This is a genomic window from Frateuria edaphi, assembly GCF_021117405.1.
Lineage (GTDB): Bacteria > Pseudomonadota > Gammaproteobacteria > Xanthomonadales > Rhodanobacteraceae > Frateuria_A > Frateuria_A edaphi.
Map to the genome: position 1 here is coordinate 2,531,777 of NZ_CP088251.1, position 16,601 is coordinate 2,548,377.

General features: G+C 67.8%; 17 protein-coding genes and 1 tRNA gene. 6 read left to right on the forward strand and 12 right to left on the reverse strand.

What is annotated here, in order from left to right:
- Positions 1–6 precede the first annotated feature (6 nt).
- Positions 7–792 (reverse strand): ABC transporter permease, encoded by a 786-nt coding sequence (locus LQ772_RS11805; RefSeq protein ID WP_231321044.1) that lies wholly within the window; start codon positions 790–792, stop codon positions 7–9.
- 1 nt (position 793) lies between these two features.
- Positions 794–1,720: an ABC transporter ATP-binding protein gene (locus LQ772_RS11810; protein WP_231321045.1), complete on the reverse strand. Its 927-nt coding sequence runs from the start codon at positions 1,718–1,720 to the stop codon at positions 794–796.
- A 269-nt stretch (positions 1,721–1,989) separates the two neighbouring features.
- Here LQ772_RS11810 and LQ772_RS11815 point away from each other — a divergent pair, with 269 nt between their 5' ends.
- Together LQ772_RS11815 and upp are read left to right on the forward strand one after the other, a co-directional pair.
- Positions 1,990–3,486 (forward strand): aminotransferase class III-fold pyridoxal phosphate-dependent enzyme, encoded by a 1,497-nt coding sequence (locus tag LQ772_RS11815; RefSeq protein WP_231321046.1) that lies wholly within the window; start codon positions 1,990–1,992, stop codon positions 3,484–3,486.
- Between the two features lie 112 nt (positions 3,487–3,598).
- Positions 3,599–4,237, forward strand: a complete 639-nt coding sequence (gene upp / locus LQ772_RS11820; protein ID WP_231321047.1) for a uracil phosphoribosyltransferase — start codon at positions 3,599–3,601, stop codon at positions 4,235–4,237.
- A 116-nt stretch (positions 4,238–4,353) separates the two neighbouring features.
- Here upp and pip read toward each other — a convergent pair whose 3' ends face one another.
- Together pip and LQ772_RS11830 are read right to left on the reverse strand one after the other, a co-directional pair.
- A complete protein-coding gene (pip, locus tag LQ772_RS11825) occupies positions 4,354–5,310 on the reverse strand; it encodes a prolyl aminopeptidase (protein ID WP_231321048.1) in 957 nt (318 codons plus the stop codon).
- 96 nt (positions 5,311–5,406) lie between these two features.
- Complete coding sequence (locus LQ772_RS11830; protein WP_231321049.1) at positions 5,407–6,792, reverse strand: FAD-binding oxidoreductase; 1,386 nt, start codon at positions 6,790–6,792, stop codon at positions 5,407–5,409.
- Between the two features lie 122 nt (positions 6,793–6,914).
- Between LQ772_RS11830 and serA the strand changes: the two genes are divergently transcribed.
- The gene (gene serA, locus LQ772_RS11835) at positions 6,915–8,147 is read left to right on the forward strand and encodes a phosphoglycerate dehydrogenase (protein ID WP_231321050.1); all 1,233 of its coding nucleotides are present in this window, start codon (positions 6,915–6,917) and stop codon (positions 8,145–8,147) included.
- A 233-nt stretch (positions 8,148–8,380) separates the two neighbouring features.
- Here the strand turns inward: serA and LQ772_RS11840 are convergent.
- From LQ772_RS11840 to rpmI, 7 genes are all read right to left on the reverse strand, one after another.
- Positions 8,381–8,457: transfer RNA gene (locus tag LQ772_RS11840), tRNA-Pro, on the reverse strand.
- Positions 8,458–8,525: 68 nt separating this feature from the next.
- Positions 8,526–8,882, reverse strand: a complete 357-nt coding sequence (locus tag LQ772_RS11845) for a MerR family transcriptional regulator (RefSeq protein ID WP_209618439.1) — start codon at positions 8,880–8,882, stop codon at positions 8,526–8,528.
- Positions 8,863–9,162: an integration host factor subunit alpha gene (gene ihfA / locus LQ772_RS11850; RefSeq protein WP_091333672.1), complete on the reverse strand. Its 300-nt coding sequence runs from the start codon at positions 9,160–9,162 to the stop codon at positions 8,863–8,865. Before ihfA ends, LQ772_RS11845 begins: the two co-directional genes overlap by 20 nt.
- A gap of 1 nt (position 9,163) precedes the next feature.
- A complete protein-coding gene (pheT, locus tag LQ772_RS11855) occupies positions 9,164–11,542 on the reverse strand; it encodes a phenylalanine--tRNA ligase subunit beta (RefSeq protein ID WP_231321051.1) in 2,379 nt (792 codons plus the stop codon).
- 22 nt (positions 11,543–11,564) lie between these two features.
- Positions 11,565–12,560, reverse strand: coding sequence for a phenylalanine--tRNA ligase subunit alpha (gene pheS, locus LQ772_RS11860; protein ID WP_231321052.1), 996 nt, complete (start codon positions 12,558–12,560; stop codon positions 11,565–11,567).
- A gap of 269 nt (positions 12,561–12,829) precedes the next feature.
- Positions 12,830–13,189, reverse strand: a complete 360-nt coding sequence (gene rplT / locus LQ772_RS11865; RefSeq protein WP_091333679.1) for a 50S ribosomal protein L20 — start codon at positions 13,187–13,189, stop codon at positions 12,830–12,832.
- Between the two features lie 12 nt (positions 13,190–13,201).
- The gene (gene rpmI / locus LQ772_RS11870) at positions 13,202–13,399 is read right to left on the reverse strand and encodes a 50S ribosomal protein L35 (RefSeq protein WP_026635107.1); all 198 of its coding nucleotides are present in this window, start codon (positions 13,397–13,399) and stop codon (positions 13,202–13,204) included.
- A gap of 226 nt (positions 13,400–13,625) precedes the next feature.
- Between rpmI and LQ772_RS11875 the strand changes: the two genes are divergently transcribed.
- Genes LQ772_RS11875 through LQ772_RS11885 form a run of 3 tightly spaced genes read left to right on the forward strand, consistent with a single transcriptional unit; the run spans position 13,626 to position 15,630 of the window.
- Positions 13,626–14,528, forward strand: coding sequence for a hydroxymethylglutaryl-CoA lyase (locus LQ772_RS11875; RefSeq protein ID WP_231321053.1), 903 nt, complete (start codon positions 13,626–13,628; stop codon positions 14,526–14,528).
- A gap of 36 nt (positions 14,529–14,564) precedes the next feature.
- On the forward strand, positions 14,565–15,053 hold the full coding sequence (locus LQ772_RS11880; protein WP_231321055.1) for a GNAT family N-acetyltransferase: 489 nt from the start codon (positions 14,565–14,567) through the stop codon (positions 15,051–15,053).
- Positions 15,054–15,057: 4 nt separating this feature from the next.
- Positions 15,058–15,630: a GNAT family N-acetyltransferase gene (locus LQ772_RS11885; protein ID WP_231321056.1), complete on the forward strand. Its 573-nt coding sequence runs from the start codon at positions 15,058–15,060 to the stop codon at positions 15,628–15,630.
- A gap of 60 nt (positions 15,631–15,690) precedes the next feature.
- Here the strand turns inward: LQ772_RS11885 and LQ772_RS11890 are convergent, their stop codons facing one another.
- Complete coding sequence (locus LQ772_RS11890; RefSeq protein ID WP_231321058.1) at positions 15,691–16,485, reverse strand: thymidylate synthase; 795 nt, start codon at positions 16,483–16,485, stop codon at positions 15,691–15,693.
- Positions 16,486–16,601: the final 116 nt, after the last annotated feature.

Here is a 16,601-nt window from a genome sequence, read left to right on the forward strand (position 1 = left end):
GCTACTTCAACCGTGCCGACGCAGCCGCCGGGCAGCGAGCAGCAGGAACGCCACGGTGAAACCAAGCAGCACGAGTACGTGCGCCGCCAAGGCGTCCTGGCGCATGCCCACCGCGGCGAGCGCGAGGCGGTCCAGGTGGTAGCTGGGCCACAGCGGCGCGATCTGCTGCAGAACCCTGGGCAGCATCGGCAGCGGGAACCACAGGCCCGACAGGAACGACATCGGCAGGTAGACGAGGTTGAGCACGCCCGGCCCTCCCTGCCCCTTGACCAGCGTACCGATGAACATGCCCAGCGCACAGAACGGCAGCACGCCGAGCACGCCGGTGAACAGCAGCGCCGCGGCCTGCGCCAGCGACAGGGACACGTGCGCGATCTGCGACAGCCCCAACAGGAGCAGCACCACGAACGCCGCCGCGCCCATCGCCATCAGCATCTTGCCCATCAGGTAGGCGCCCGGCGGCATCGGCAGCGCGCGCTTGAGCGTGAGCAGCCCGCCGTCGCGCTCGATCGCGAGCGATACGCCGAAGCCGAACAGGCCCGGGCTCATCACGCCGAAGGTGGCATAGCTGGCCAGCAGGTAGCGCGCCGTGTCGGTGCCCCCGCCCTTGGCCATCAGCACGCCGAACACCAGGTAGAACATGCCCGGGAACAGCGTGATCGGCAGCATGAAGCTGGGTGCACGCAGGTAGCGCAGGCATTCGCTGCGCGCCTCGGCCAGGTAGGCGCCGAGCACGCGGCCGGGTGGCATCGCGTCGTTGTCGACGGACGGATCGAAGGAAAGGGTGTCCATGTCAGGCCGCCTCGCGCTGGTCGGTGGGCGATGCTTCGGGATCGCGGGTCAGTTCGGTGAAGGCTTCGGCCAGGCCGGCACGCTGCACTTCCAGCTCGCGCAGCCAGGCGTCGTTCTGCAGCAGGCGCAGGACCACCACTTCGGCCTCGGCGGTGGTCAGCTGCAGGCGACCGCCTTCGACGCGCACCTCGGCCACCTCGGGCCATGCGGCGACCGTTTCGGGCAACAGGGTGCTGATGCAGCGGATGCGCCTGACGCCGACGCGGGCGCGCAGCTCGTCCACCGTGCCCTCGTGGATGGCGCGACCGCGCGCCATCACGCACACGCGGTCGGCCAGCGCCTCGGCCTCTTCCAGGTAGTGCGTGGTCAGCAGCACCGAGCACCCTTCGCCGACCAGCCGCCGGATCGCCGCCCAAAGCGCCTGGCGCGCTTCGATATCCATGCCGACGGTGGGCTCGTCCAGGAACAGCAACCGCGGCCGTCCGCACAACGCCAGCGCGAACTGCACGCGACGCTGCTGGCCGCCGGAGAGCTTGCCGTAGGGACGGTCGAGCAGGTCCTCCACCGCGGCCAGCTCGGCCGATTCCTGCAGCACGCGGGGGTTGGGGTAGTAGCTGGCGGTCAGGCGCAGCAGTTCGCGCACGTGCAGGGTCTGGGGCAGCGTGGCGCTCTGCAGCATCACGCCGATCCGCCGGCGCGCCTCGATGCGCTGCGGGTCCAGCCCGAACAGCTCGACCTCGCCCGCGTCGGCGCGGTGCAGACCCAGCAGCAGACCGATGGCGGAAGACTTGCCGGCGCCGTTGGGCCCGAGCAGGGCGAGCAGCTCGCCCCGGTGCAGCGAGAGATCCAGGCCATCGACGGCGGCGAGCGCGCCGTAGCGCTTGACCGCACCGCGCAAACGCGCGACCGGGATTGCGGACATGTCCATGGGCAGCCTCCTTGGTATGGACGCAAACGTTAGGCGCGGCAAGGCCTTGCGGACACTGGTCGACGTCAGCCCGCGCTGGTGACAGCCGTCATGCGGGGTTACGGCGGAGCCGGGCGCACGGTATCCTTGGGTTTATCCCCGGCCCGTCTGGCGCGCTTTTCGACGCGAAAAGGCGGGTCCGCACAACCGCATGCGCCTTCAGGTCGCGCGTGCCCGCAATCACCGCCAGCGGCGCCATCGGGCGCCGGCCGGCCACGAGGAGGACTGCCATGGGTGTGATCGATCAGCTGCGCGAGATGCGCGATTTCGGCGGCAAGCCGCGTACCGTTGGCCTGGACGACGCCAACATCGAGCGCATGGCGGCCAAGGCGCCCGAGCTGGTGCAGGCGATCGACGAGGCCCTGGCCCGTCACCGCGAGCTGCGCGGCGAGTTCGGCGACTTCCTGAAGCTGGACGAATCCGAGCAGCTCGCCAAGGCCCAGGCCGGCTACGTCAATTTCTATCCCGACGACGCGATCAACCCGTACCTGCCGGCCGCCGCGCGCGGTCCGTGGATCGTGACGCTCAAGGGCGCCGTGCTGCACGACAACGGCGGCTACGGCATGCTCGGCTTCGGCCACAACCAGCCGTCCATCCTGGAGGCGTTGTCCCGCCCGCAGGTGATGGCCAACGTGATGTCGCCCAGCGTCTCGCAGCTGCGCTTCACCCGCGCGATGGACAAGGAACTGGGCCGAAGCCGCGGCGCCAATCCGTACAAGCACTACCTGTGCCTGAACTCCGGTTCCGAAGCGGTGGGCCTCGCCTGCCGCATCGCCGACGTCAACGCCAAGCTGATGACCGACGCCGGCAGCCGCTACGCCAACCGCACGATCAAGCGCCTGTCCGTGCGCGGCGCGTTCCACGGCCGCACCGACAAGCCGGCGCTGTACTCCGATTCCTCGCGCAAGACCTACCAGCAGCATCTGGCGAGCTACCGCCACGAGGACACGCTGATCACCGTGGCGCCCTACGACGTGGCGCAGCTGGAAGCGGCCTTCGCCGACGCCGACAAGCACGGCTGGTTCATCGAGGCGATGTTCCTGGAGCCGGTGATGGGCGAAGGCGACCCGGGGCGCGCGGTGACGCCGGAGTTCTACAAGGCCGCGCGCGAACTGACCGAGGCGCACGGTACGCTGCTGCTGGTCGACTCGATCCAGGCCGGCCTGCGCGCGCACGGCGTGCTGTCGATCATCGACTACCCCGGCTTCGAGAACCTGCCGGCGCCGGACATGGAGACCTTCTCCAAGGCGCTCAACGCCGGCCAGTACCCGCTGTCGGTCCTGGCGGTGAGCGACCGCACCGCCGGCCTGTACCGCAAGGGCATCTATGGCAACACCATGACCACCAACCCGCGTGCGCTGGACGTGGCGCTGGCCACGATGGAACTGCTCACCGACGAGGTGCGCGGCAACATCAAGGCGCGCGGCGAGGAATTCGTGGCCAAGCTGGAGAAGCTCAAGGACGAACTGGGTGGACTGATCACCAAGGTCCAGGGCACCGGCCTGCTGTTCTCCTGCGAACTCGCGCCGCAGTTCAAGTGCTACGGCAGCAATTCCACCGAGGAGTACATGCGCGAGCACGGCGTGGGCGTGATCCACGGCGGCGCCAATTCGCTGCGCTTCACCCCGCACTTCAACGTGACCAGCGCCGAAGTGGACCTGGTGGTCGACCACGTGCGCCAGGCGCTGCTGAAAGGCCCGCGCAAGCAGACCGCCGAGGCGGCCTGACCGGCAGGTTGATCGAAGGGCGCGTCGGCAACGGCGCGCCCTTTTTCATGCCTGGCGAACACACTCCTGCAGGAGCGCCCCGGGCGCGACCGCGATGCAAGAAGGAACCACCATGCCTGTCACCGAAGTCCGCCATCCGCTGATCCGCCACAAGCTGGGCCTGATGCGCCGCGCCGGCATCAGCACCAAGGAATTCCGCGAACTGGCTTCCGAAGTGGCCGCCCTGCTCACCTACGAAGCGACCAAGGACCTGGACACGCTCGATGAGACGATCGAGGGCTGGGCCGGTCCGGTGACGGTCGAGCGCATCAAGGGCAAGAAGATCACCATCGTGCCGATCCTGCGCGCCGGTCTTGGCATGCTGCCGGGCGTGCTGGACCTGATTCCCTCGGCCAAGGTCAGCGTGGTCGGCGTGCAGCGCGACGAAGCCACGCTGGCGCCGGTGGCCTACTACGAGAAACTCAGCGGCAGCATGCAAGAGCGCACCGCGCTGATCGTCGATCCCATGCTCGCCACCGCCGGCACCCTGGTGGCGACGGTGGACATGCTCAAGGCGGCCGGCTGCCGGCGGATCAAGGGGTTGTTCCTGGTCGCCGCGCCCGAAGGCCTGCAGCGCATCACGGCCACTCATCCGGACGTGGAGATCTACACCGCCTCGATCGACCGGCGGCTCAACGAGAAGGGCTACATCCTTCCCGGCCTGGGCGATGCGGGGGACAAGATCTTCGGCACCAAGCAGTTGCCGGGTTGAAAGGCGCGTTTCGCAGGGCTTGAGCCCACCTCAGCTGGCCGGCGAGGTTGCCGGCCGGCTGAAGCGCACCCTACGTCGCATCGTGGGCGTCGATGCAAGCTCAGGCGCCTCAGGCGCTAGCTTTTGAAGCGGTCGGTCGCCTCGACCAGCTCGTGCGTGATTCCCGCCTCGAACGCCGAGTGCCCCGCGTCCTGCACGATGCGCAGGTCCGCCTCCGGCCAGGCGCGGTGCAGGTCCCACGCGCTGCGAAGCGGGCACACCACGTCGTAGCGGCCCTGCACGATCACCGTCGGTATCCGCCGGATGCGGTCGACGTTGCGCAGCAGCTGGTCGTCGTGTTCGAAGAAGCCGCCGTTGACGAAGTAGTGGCACTCGATCCGCGCGAACGCGAGCGCGAACTCATCCTCGCCGCTGCTGGCGATGTAGCCCGGGTCCTGGAACAGGAAACTGGTGCCGGCTTCCCAGGTCGACCAGGCGCGCGCGGCCTCCAGCCGCGTCGCCGCATCCGGGCTGGTGAGGCGCCGGTGGTAGGCGCTCATCAGGTCGCCGCGTTCGGCCTCGGGAATGGCCGCCAGGTAGGGCTCCCAGGCATCCGGATAGAGCGCATCGCAACCCTTCTGGTAGAACCACTCCAGCTCCCATCGACGCAGCATGAAGATGCCGCGCAGGACCAGCTCGGTCACCTTGTCCGGGTGGGTCTGCGCGTAGGCCAGCGCCAGCGTGGAGCCCCAGGAACCGCCGAATACCTGCCAGCGCGCGATCCCGAGGTGCTCGCGCAGCCGCTCGATGTCGGCGACCAGGTCCCAGGTGGTGTTGTCGGTGAGCTCGGCGTGCGGCGTGGAGCGTCCGCAGCCGCGCTGGTCGAACAGGATGATGCGGTAGGCCGCCGGGTCGAAGAAGCGCCGGCAGCGCGGGCTGGCCCCGGCGCCTGGTCCGCCGTGCAGGAAGACCACGGGCTTGCCGTTCGGATTGCCGCTCTGCTCGTAGTAGATCGTGTGCAGTCCGGACACCGGCAGCATGCCGCTGTCGTAGGGTTCGATCTCCGGATACAGCGCGCGGCGTTCCTCGGTCATGCCTGGTTCTCCGTGGGATGGGAAGCCCTCAAGGCTAGCACCCGCGCCGGCCTTGCAGGAGCCTGCGCGCGGGTTCCCGCGGGTCGCGTAACCGGATCAATCGAACAGCTTGCCCGGGTTGAGGATGCCGTTAGGGTCGAATACCGTGCGTACCCCGCGCATCAGGGCAATCTCCGCCTCGCTGCGCGTGCTTTCCAGATACGGTTTCTTGACCAGCCCGATGCCGTGCTCGGCCGAGATGCTGCCGCCGTGGCGCTGCAGCGTATCGGCGAGCAGGCGGGTGACGCGTTCGCAATGGGCGATGAACTCGGCCTGCTGCATGTCCTCGGGCGGCAACACGTTGATGTGCAGGTTGCCGTCGCCGATGTGGCCGAACCACACGACCTCCATCTGCGGATATTCGCGCGCCAGCAGCGCCTGCATCTCGTGCAGGAACGCGGGCATCGCGCCGATGCGCAGCGCGATGTCGTTCTTGTAGGGCTTGCGCGGCGCCAGGCTTTCGGTGATTCCCTCGCGCAGCCGCCACAGCGTGGCCGCCTGCGATTCGCTCTGCGCGATCACGCCATCGCTGATCCAGCCCTCGCGCACGCCGTCCTCGAACGCCAGCAGGGCCGCCTGCTCGTCGCCGTCGTCGAGCGCGTCGTACTCGGTCACCACGTAATACGGCTGGTCGGCGTCGATCGCGCGCTGCGCGCCATGCGCCAGCACGTGCCGGAGCGCCACATCGGTGAAGAACTCGAATGCCTGCAGCTTCAGCTGCGCGCGGAACAGCGCGAAAACCTTCATCAGCGCATCCATGTGCGGCAGCGCCAGCAGCATGGTCTGCGCCGGCGGCGGCGGATCGGTGAGCTTGAGCTGCGCACCGACCACCACGCCCAGCGTGCCTTCGGACCCGATCATCAGCTGGCGCAGGTCGTAGCCGCTGGAGTTCTTGACCAGGCCACGGTTGAGCTCCAGCAGCTCGCCGTTGCCGGCGACCACGGTCAGGCCGCCGATCCACTCGCGCGTGGTGCCGTAACGGATCACGCGGATGCCGCCGGCGTTGGTGGCGATGTTGCCACCGATCGTGCAGGAGCCGCGGGCGCCGAAGTCCACCGGGTAGAGCAAGCCGTGCGAGCGCGCCGCCTCATGTACCGCCTGCAGGGTGATCCCGGCCTCGACCTCGAGCAGGCGGTCGGTGTCGCTGAAACCGAGGACGCGGTTCATCCGCTCCAGGCTCAGCACCAGTTCCCCACGTGCCGCCACGGCACCGCCGGACAGGCCGGTGCGGCCACCCGAGGGCACTAGCGCGACCTGTCGCTCGTTGGCCCAGCGCACGATGGCCTGGACCTCCTCGATCGAGCCAGGCAAGGCCACGGCCAGCGGCGCAGGACCCCAGCGGCGCGTCCAGTCGCGCCCGTAGTGGATCAGGTCGGCAAGTTCGGTCAGCAGGCGCAATGAGGGCGCGCGGGCGGTCAGTTCGGTGAGGCGGGGGTCGGTCATGGGGGCTCCGGGGGAAGCCGCCAGCCTGCCAGAGCGGGACCGGCGCGGTCCAGTGCTGCAGTGCCGCAAAAACACGGGAGCTCTGGCATAGTAGCCCGACGCCCCGTCATGGATTTGCGCCGATGAAGACCTCGTTTCCCAGGCAGGACATCCACGTGCTACTGCTCGAAGGCGTCAGCCGCAGCGCGGAGGAGAGCTTCCGCCTCGCCGGTTATACCCAGGTCGAGGTCCACCCCAGGGCATTGCCGGAGGTCGAGCTCAAGGCGCGCCTGGCCGAGGCGCATATCGTGGGCATCCGCTCGCGCACCCAACTCACGCCCGCGCTGCTCGAACACGCGCGGCGCCTGATCGCGGTCGGTTGCTTCTGCATCGGCACCAACCAGGTGGACCTGGGCGCCGCGCGCCGGCTGGGCGTGCCGGTGTTCAACGCGCCCTACTCCAATACCCGCAGCGTGGCCGAGCTGGTGGTGGCCGAGGCGATCATGCTGTTGCGCGGGATTCCCCAGAAGAACATGCAATGCCATCGCGGCGGCTGGTCGAAATCCGCGACCGGCAGCTACGAGGCGCGCGGCAAGGTGCTGGGCATCGTCGGTTATGGCCACATCGGCACGCAGGTCGGCGTACTGGCCGAGAGCATGGGCATGCGTGTGGTATTCCACGACATCGAGGCCAAGCTGGCGCTCGGCAACGCGCGCGCCGCGGCGAGCCTGGACGACCTGCTCGAGGCGGCCGACGTGGTCACGCTGCACGTGCCCGACACGCCAGCGACGCGGTTGATGATCGGTGCCGAACAACTCGCGCGCATGCGGCAGGGCTCGCTCCTGGTCAATGCCTCGCGCGGCAGCGTGGTGGACATCGACGCGCTGGCCGCGGCATTGTTCAGGGGACACCTGGCCGGTGCCGCGGTGGACGTCTTTCCGTCCGAACCCAAGGGCAACGACGACGCGTTCGTGTCCCCGCTGGTGGGGATGGACAACGTGATCCTCACCCCGCACATCGGCGGCAGCACGCTCGAAGCGCAGGACAACATCGGCATCGAGGTGGCGAGCAAACTGGTGCGCTACAGCGACAACGGCTCGACGCTTTCGGCGGTGAACTTCCCCGAAGTGTCGTTGCCCGAACATCCGCGCAGCCGCCGCCTGCTGCACATCCACCGCAACGTGCCCGGCACGCTTTCGCGCATCAACGAGCTGTTCACCGCCGGCAACATCAACATCGACGCGCAGTTCCTGCAGACCGATGGTGAAGTGGGCTACGTGGTCATCGACGTTTCGGCCGACGTTGCCCAGGCGCAGGCGTTGAAGGAGCGGATGGCGGCGATTCCGGGGACGCTGAAGACGCGCGTGCTCTATTGAGCCAGGCAAACCTCCGTCGCCTCGTGGCTCGACGACGTTTTGTCCTCGTGAGCGCTTCTTCGAGCCGTGCCCTCACCCGCCTGTAGCACCCTTGCCCAGGAAGGAAGAAGATTCGAATGCGGAGCTTGAGAGACGGCGCTGCGACTTCGCCGCTGCGCATCTGGGTCAGCGCGAGCACCTCCGCGCCCCGAAAACAAAAACGGCGCCTAAGGCGCCGTTTTCAGTTACCGAATTGGTCGGGGCGGCCGGATTCGAACCGACGACCCTCTGCCCCCCAGGCAGATGCGCTACCAGGCTGCGCTACGCCCCGACGTGACTCGTGTGTTCGCCGCGTTCGCGATGAAACAGGCGGCGAACTATAACAGATGCCCGCGTGTTTCAGCGACGCAGCAGGGTCAGGATTTCTTCCAGTTCCATGCGCACCTGGCGCACGATCTGGTGGGACATGCTCGATTCCATGCGCGCCTGCGGGCCTTCCAGCCGCGCGCGGGCGCCGGTGATGGTGAAGCCCTCGTCGTACAGCAGGCCACGGATCTGCCGGATCATCAGCACGTCGTGGCGCTGATAGTAGCGACGGTTGCCACGGCGCTTGACCGGGTTGAGCGCGGGAAATTCCTGCTCCCAGTACCGCAGCACGTGCGGCTTCACCCCGCAAAGCTCGCTGACCTCACCGATGGTGAAGTAGCGCTTGGCCGGGATGGCGGGCAGTTCGGTGTTATTCCCTTGGTCCAGCATAGCTCTCCACTCGCACCTTGAGTTTCTGCCCCGGACGGAACGTCACCACGCGACGGGCGGAAATCGGAATCTCCTCGCCCGTCTTGGGGTTGCGACCCGGTCGCTGGTTCTTCTGACGCAGGTCGAAGTTGCCGAAACCCGACAGCTTCACCTGCTCGCCCCTTTCCAACGCTTCGCGGACGACCTCGAAGTAGGCATCCACGAATTCCTTAGCCTCACGCTTGTTGAGGCCCACCTCGAGGAACAGGCGCTCGGCCATTTCCGCCTTGGTCAGCGCCATCTCAGCCTCGCAACTTTGCCTTGCATGTCGACTCCAACGCAGCCACCGCATCGCGCACGCAGCGGTCCGCGTCGTCGTCGGTAAGCGTGCGTGAAGCGTCCTGCAAAATCAAGCCCATAGCGAGACTCTTTCGGCCTATATCGACGCCCTTGCCGCTGTAACGGTCGAACAGCTTGAGCTCCTTGAGCACGCTGCCAAGCGTGCCCCGGACGGTTTGCTCGATCTGTGACCAGCGCACCTCTTCAGGCACCTCCACGGCGATATCCCGGCGTACCGAGGGAAACCGCGGGACCGGCCGGGCCTTGGGCAGGCGGCGGTCCAGCAGTGGCGCCAGGGCGATTTCCAGGACGTGCACATCCGGCCCCAGGTCGAGCGCCTTGGCCAATTGGGGATGCAGCGCGCCGAGGTGACCGACAGTCTCACCGTCCCGAGCGACGCGGGCGCTGCGGCCCGGGTGCAACCAGGACGGCAGCCCGTCGGCATGCAGCGACCACCGCCCCGGCTCGCCACCCCAGGCCAGCAGGGCGTCCAACTCGCCCTTGAGATCGAAGAAGTCGTACGGACGACCCGGCTCGGCCCACTGTTCGGCGCGCGCGGCGCCGCAGGCGGCGATCGCCAGGCTAGGGGTTTCCACGGGCGGATCGCCGGCGGCGAAGACGCGCGCGACCTCGAACAGTCGCACGCGTTCCTGCTGACGGGCGCGGTTGTGGCGCAGCGCCTCGACAAGGCCAGGCAGCAGTGACGGGCGCATGACGGCCAGGTCGGCCGACAGCGGGTTGGCCAGCGGCACGAGGCTTTCGGCATGGCCCCAGCGCGCGAGCAGTTCGGTGCTGACGAAAGACAGGTTCACTGCCTCGTAATAGCCGCGCGCGGCGAGCTGTTCGCGCAGCGGGAGTTCGCCGATGCGCGCCTCGGGCTCGGGCGCGAGCGACAGCGCGCCGGCGGGCGTATGGGTGGGAATGCGGTCATAGCCGTGGACGCGCGCGACCTCCTCGATCAGGTCCTCCTCGCGTTCGATGTCGAAGCGACTGGTCGGCGCGGTGATCTGCCAGCCATCAGCCGTGACCTGCACGGTCATGCCCAGCGCGGTGAAGATGCGCGTGACCTCCTCGTCGGGCACGGCAACGCCCAGCACGCGGGCCAGGCGTGCGCGCCGCAAGGCGACCGTGGCGGGCTTCGGCAGGTCGGCCGGGTTCTCCGCAACCAGCACGGGACCGGCTTTGCCGCCGGCGATCGAGAGCAGCAGTTCGGTGGCGCGCTCCAGCGCGCGGTTCGGCAACTCCGGATCGACGCCGCGCTCGAAGCGGTGCGAGGCATCGGTGTGCAGGCCGAGCTTGCGCGCGCGGCCCATGATCGCCGACGGGGCGAAATGCGCCGACTCCAGGAAAATGTTGCGGGTCGCATCGGTCACGCGCGAGTGGTGGCCACCCATGACGCCGGCGACGGCTAGCGCCTTGCGTTCGTCCGCAATCAAAACGAAACCCTCGTCGAGCTTCGCGTCACTGCCGTCGAGCAGCTTCAGCGTTTCTCCCGCGCGCGCATGCCGCACGACGATGTCGCCGTCCAGCGTGTCATTGTCGAAGGCGTGCAGCGGTTGGCCCAGTTCCAGCATCACGTAGTTGGTGACGTCGACCACCGCACTGATCGGACGCAGGCCGGCACGGCGCAGGCGCTCGGCGAGCCACAGCGGCGAGCGTGCCGACGCGTCGATGCCTTCGATGACACGGCCAAGGTAGCGCGGTGCGTCGCTGCCCGCGTCCAGACGGATGCCGCGGCGCGCATCGGAGGCGACCGGCGCCGGATCCTGCACCGGCACCAGCACGCGGCTGCCGAACAGCGCGGCCACGTCGTGGGCCAGGCCGACCAGCCCCAGGCAATCGGGGCGGTTCGGGGTGAGCTTGAGTTCGATGCTGGCGTCGGGCAGGCCAAGGAACCGGGCGAGGGGCTGGCCGACCGGCGCATTGGCTGGCAGCTCCATCAGGCCGGAAGCGTCGGTGTCGATGCCCAATTCTTTCGCCGAGCAAAGCATGCCGGACGATTCCACGCCGCGCAGCTTGGCCGCCTTGATCGTGATGCCACCCGGGAGCACGGCGCCAAGCATCGCCAGCGGAGCCTTGAGCCCCACCCGGGCGTTGGGTGCGCCGCAGACGATCTGCAGCGGCTCGCCCTGCCCGACCGCGACCTTGCATACCTGCAGGCGGTCCGCTTCCGGGTGCTTCTCGGCGGCGATGATCTCACCCACCACCACGCCGTCCAGGCCCTCGCCCAGCACGGTCAGCTCTTCCACTTCCAGCCCGGCCATGGTCAGCGCATGGGCCAGCTCGGCGCGGTCGGCCTGGATCTCGACCAGCTCGCGCAGCCAGTTCTCGGAGAATTTCATGGGTACTAGGTTCCTTGCCGGCTTACGCGAACTGCTTGAGGAAGCGCAGGTCGTTCTCGAAGAACGCGCGCAGGTCCGCGACGCCATAGCGAAGCATGGCGAAGCGCTCGACGCCGAGGCCGAAGGCGAAGCCCGTGTAGCGCTCCGGGTCGATGCCGCAGTTCTTCAGCACGTTCGGATGGACCATGCCGCAACCGAGCACCTCCAGCCAGCGGCTCTGGCCGTCTTCGGTCTCCCAGCGGATGTCCACCTCGGCCGACGGCTCGGTGAAGGGGAAATAGCTGGGGCGGAAGCGCATCTCGAAATCGCGCTCGAAGAACGCGCGCACGAACTCGGCCAGCGTGCCCTTGAGGTCGGCGAAGCTCGAAGTCTCGTCGACCAGCAGCCCCTCGATCTGGTGGAACATCGGCGAGTGGGTCTGGTCCGAATCGCTGCGGTAGACCTTGCCTGGCGCGATGATGCGGATCGGCGGCTGGCGACCCTGCATCGAGCGGATCTGCACCGGCGAAGTGTGCGTGCGCAGCAGGCGCCCGTCGCCGAAGTAGAAGGTATCGTGCATGGCGCGCGCCGGGTGGTGCGGCGGAAAATTCAATGCCTCGAAGTTGTGCCAGTCGTCCTCGATCTCGGGACCTTCGGCGCGCTGGTAACCGAGGCGCGCGAAGATGGCAGCGATGCGCTCGAGCGCGCGGGTGATCGGGTGGATGCCGCCACGCTCGCCGTCGCGACCCGGAAGGGTGATGTCGAGTTTCTCCGAAGCCAGGCGGCGGTCGAGTTCAGCCTGTTCCAGCGCCTGCTTGCGCATCGACAGCGCATCGGCCAGGCGGTCCTTGACGCGGTTGACCTCGGCGCCCCGGGCCTTGCGCTCGTCCGGGGCGAGCGCGCCCAGCGACTTCAGGGCGGCGGTGACGATGCCGCTCTTGCCGAGCAGGCCCACGCGCAGGGCTTCGAGCGCGTCGAGCGAGGCGGCGGCGGCTATGTCGGCCAAGGCCTGGGTTGCGCGGCTTTCCAGATCATCCATCGGTGCGTTTTCCGCTTTGGCTTCCGGCTCCCTCTCCCTCCGGGGAGGGGGTCGGGGTGAGGGGTCGCTCTTGCGTTGGAGTCGGGTTCGAAGCGGGCTTCGATAATGCCCAAGGCAAGCCTCGGCCCCTCACCTCAATCCTCTCCCCCGTCATTGATCAAAAATGGGGAGAGGAAGCGAACGCGAAAAGCGACATCATTAAATAAAAACGGGGAGAAGGCGTTGGCCTTCTCCCCGCTTGATTTACAGCATACCGTCGGTGACGACGATCAAGCGGCCAGGCTGGCCTTCGCCTTTTCCGCGATGGCGCCAAACGCCTTGATGTCGTGCACGGCGATGTCCGCCAGCACCTTGCGGTCGATCGTGATGCCGGCCTTGGACAGGCCATTGATCAGGCGGCTGTAGGACAGGCCGAACTGACGGGCGGCGGCATTGATACGCACGATCCACAGCGCGCGGAACTGGCGCTTGCGCTGCTTGCGACCGATGTAGGCGTACTGGCCGGCCTTGATGACGGCCTGGTTAGCAACGCGGAAGACCTTGCGACGGGCGTTGTAGTAACCCTTCGCGCGGCCGATGATCTTCTTGTGACGACGACGGGCGGTAACGCCACGCTTTACACGAGCCATGGTGTTGTCCCCTTAGACGTACGGCAACATGCGAGCCACACCCTTGGTGTCGCACGCCTTGACGTGATTGGTCGCGCGCAGGTTGCGCTTACGCTTGGTCGACTTCTTGGTCAGGATGTGCGACTTGAAGGCGTGACCGGCCTTGAACTTGCCCGACGCGGTCTTGCGAAAACGCTTCGCGGCCGCCCGGTTGGTCTTGATCTTGGGCATGGGAATGCTCCATGAGTGGGCTTGGTTGCCCGGTTTCTGACTGATTCGGCGGTGGGTCCGAGGAACCACGCTTTCCATCCTGCCGACATCGGTTCACGACCCGTCCGTGTGGGTCGAACCGGCGATTATACGGAGGAGTTCGGGGCAAAGCCAGCCTGCCGGGCGATCTGTCCTCGTCGGGCGGCCGACCGGCTAAAGTGGGCGCTTCCCCGCACCCGGAGCCGCCATGACCGCCCCCGTCGATACCGTCCGGATCGTCGAAGTCGGCGCCCGCGACGGCCTGCAGAACGAAAAGACCCTGCTGCCGGCCGAGGTGAAGATCGCGCTGATCGACCGGCTTTCGTCCACCGGCCTGACCACCATCGAGGCGACCAGCTTCGTCAGTCCCAAGTGGGTGCCGCAACTGGCCGACGCTGCGGAGGTCTTCAGCGGCATCCGCAAGGTGCCGGGCGTGCGCTATCCCGTGCTGGTGCCGAACCTGCAAGGCTACGAGCGCGCGCGGGCAGTGGGCGCGCAGGAGATCGCGGTGTTCACCGCGGCCAGCGAGGCGTTCAACCGCAAGAACATCAACGCTTCGATCGACGAGTCGATCGAGCGATTCATGCCGGTGATCGAGCGCGCCAAATCCGACGGCGTGGCCGTACGCGGCTATGTCTCCACCGTGCTCGGCTGCCCCTACCAGGGCGAGGTGCCGGTCGCCGACGTCGTGCGCGTGGCGCAGCGGCTGCATGCGCTGGGCTGCTATGAGGTTTCGCTGGGCGACACCATCGGCGTGGGCACCGCGGCCAAGGCGCGGACGATGCTGCGCGCAGTGGCACAAGCGGTACCGATGCAGGCGCTGGCCGTGCATTTCCACGACACCTACGGGCAGGCATTGGCGAACATCCTGGCCTGCCTGGAGGAAGGCGTGCGCGTGGTCGACAGCGCGGTCTCCGGTACCGGCGGCTGTCCATACGCCAAGGGCGCCACCGGCAACGTCGCGACCGAGGACGTGGCCTACATGCTGGAGGGCATGGGCATGCATACCGGGGTCGATCTGGACCTGCTCATCGCCACCGGGGCCTGGCTCTCGGCGCAACTGCACAAGGAAACGGCCAGCCGTGTCACCCGTGCGCGCACGGCCGCCTGAAACCCCTCAAGTTCGACGACCGCCAGATCCAAGATCATGACCACCAACTTCCTGATCCGCCCTATCGAACCGCGCGACGATGTTGACGTGGCATCGATCATCCGCACGGTGATGCCCGAATTCGGCGCCGACGGTCCGGGCTTCGCCATCCACGATCCCGAGGTCGACCACATGTCGCAAGCCTACGCACGCCCCGGCTGCGCCTATTTCGTGGTCGAACGCGAGGGCGTGGTGATCGGCGGCGCTGGCGTGGCGCCGCTGGACGGCGGCGAACCGGACGTGTGCGAGCTGCGCAAGATGTACTTCCTGCCACAGGCCCGCGGCATCGGCGCCGGCACGGCGATGATGCAGCGCTGCCTGGACGCGGCGCGCGCGCTGGGCCATCGCCGCTGCTACCTGGAAACCCTCACCGGTATGGACGCCGCGCAGGCGCTGTACCGGCGCAGCGGTTTCGCGCCGATCTGCCAGGCGATGGGCGGCACCGGGCACCACGGCTGCGACCGCTATTACCTGCGCGATCTTTGACGCCATGATCCGCATCGCCCATCCCGACGATGCCGTGGCGATCCATGCGATTTACGCCCCATCGGTCACCCACGGCGTCGCCACCTTCGAAACCGTGCCGCCCGGCGTACCGGCGATGCGCGAGCGCATCGCAACGCGACTGGCGCATTACCCCTGGCTGGTATGGGAAAGCGAAGGCGCGGTATTGGCCTACGCCTACGCCAGCCGCTTTCGCGATCGCGCCGCCTACGACTGGATCGCCGAGACCTCGATCTACGTGCGCGAGGATGCGCAGCGTTCGGGGCTCGCGCGGCGCCTGTACGGCGCGCTGCTCGGGGCGATGTGCCTGCAGGGTATCAACCAGGCAGTCGGCGTAATCACCTTGCCGGGCGAGCCCAGCGTGCGGCTGCACGAGGCGATGGGTTTCACGCCCGCCGGCGTGTGGCGGCAGAGCGGCTACAAGCTTGGCCGCTGGTGGGACGTGGGCGTGTGGCAGAAGACCCTGCAACCGCCGGCCGAGCCGCCGGCGCCGGTGGTGCCGTTTGCGGTGTTGCGTGACAGCCCTGCGTTGGGGGCATTGCTGGCGCGCGAACCGTAGGGCGGGCTTGCGCAGGAACCATGGCGGACTGGAGCTTACCCAAGCCCTCCCCGCCGCCGCCTAAACCGCGACGGGAGCCTTGATCGCCGGATGCGGCACGTAGCCCTCGAGCGCGATGTCCTCGAAGCGGAAATCCTCCAGCGCCCGCACTTGCGGGTTCAACACCACGCGCGGCAACGGCCTGGGTTCGCGACCAAGCTGCAGCCGGGCCTGCTCGACGTGGTTGCTGTACAGGTGCGCATCGCCCAGCGTGTGCACGAAATCGCCCACGCCCAACCCGCACACGTGCGCCACCATGTGGGTGAGCAACGCGTAGCTGGCGATATTGAAGGGCACTCCGAGGAAGACGTCGCCCGAACGCTGGTAGAGCTGGCAGGAGAGCCTGCCGTTGGCGACGTAGAACTGGAACAGCGTGTGGCAGGGCATCAGCGCCATTTTCGGCAGCTCGCCCACGTTCCAGGCGCTGACGATCAGGCGGCGCGAATCGGGGTTGCGACGGATCTCGTCGACCACCCAGCGGATCTGGTCGACGGTGCCGCCGTCGGCGGTCGGCCAGGCGCGCCACTGTTTTCCGTAGACCGGGCCGAGGTTGCCCTCCGCGTCGGCCCACTCGTCCCAGATGCTGACTCCGTGTTCCTTCAGGTAGGCGACGTTGGTGTCCCCGCGCAGGAACCAGATCAGCTCGTGCACCACCGACTTCCAGTGCACCTTTTTGGTGGTGACCAGCGGGAAGCCCTTGTCCAGGTCGAAGCGCATCTGCCAGCCGAACACGCTTTTCGTGCCGGTGCCGGTGCGGTCGGTTTTTTCCGTGCCGTGGTGGAGGACGTGGTCGAGCAGGTCGAGGTAGGTGCGCATGGGACGATTCTAGCGGACCGCCGGCGCAGCGTTTTCCCAACGGCTCCCAGCCGCACCCGGTGACATCCGTCACTCCCACACGCGCCCCGCGCCGGCCTAGACTCGTGCCCTTCCAC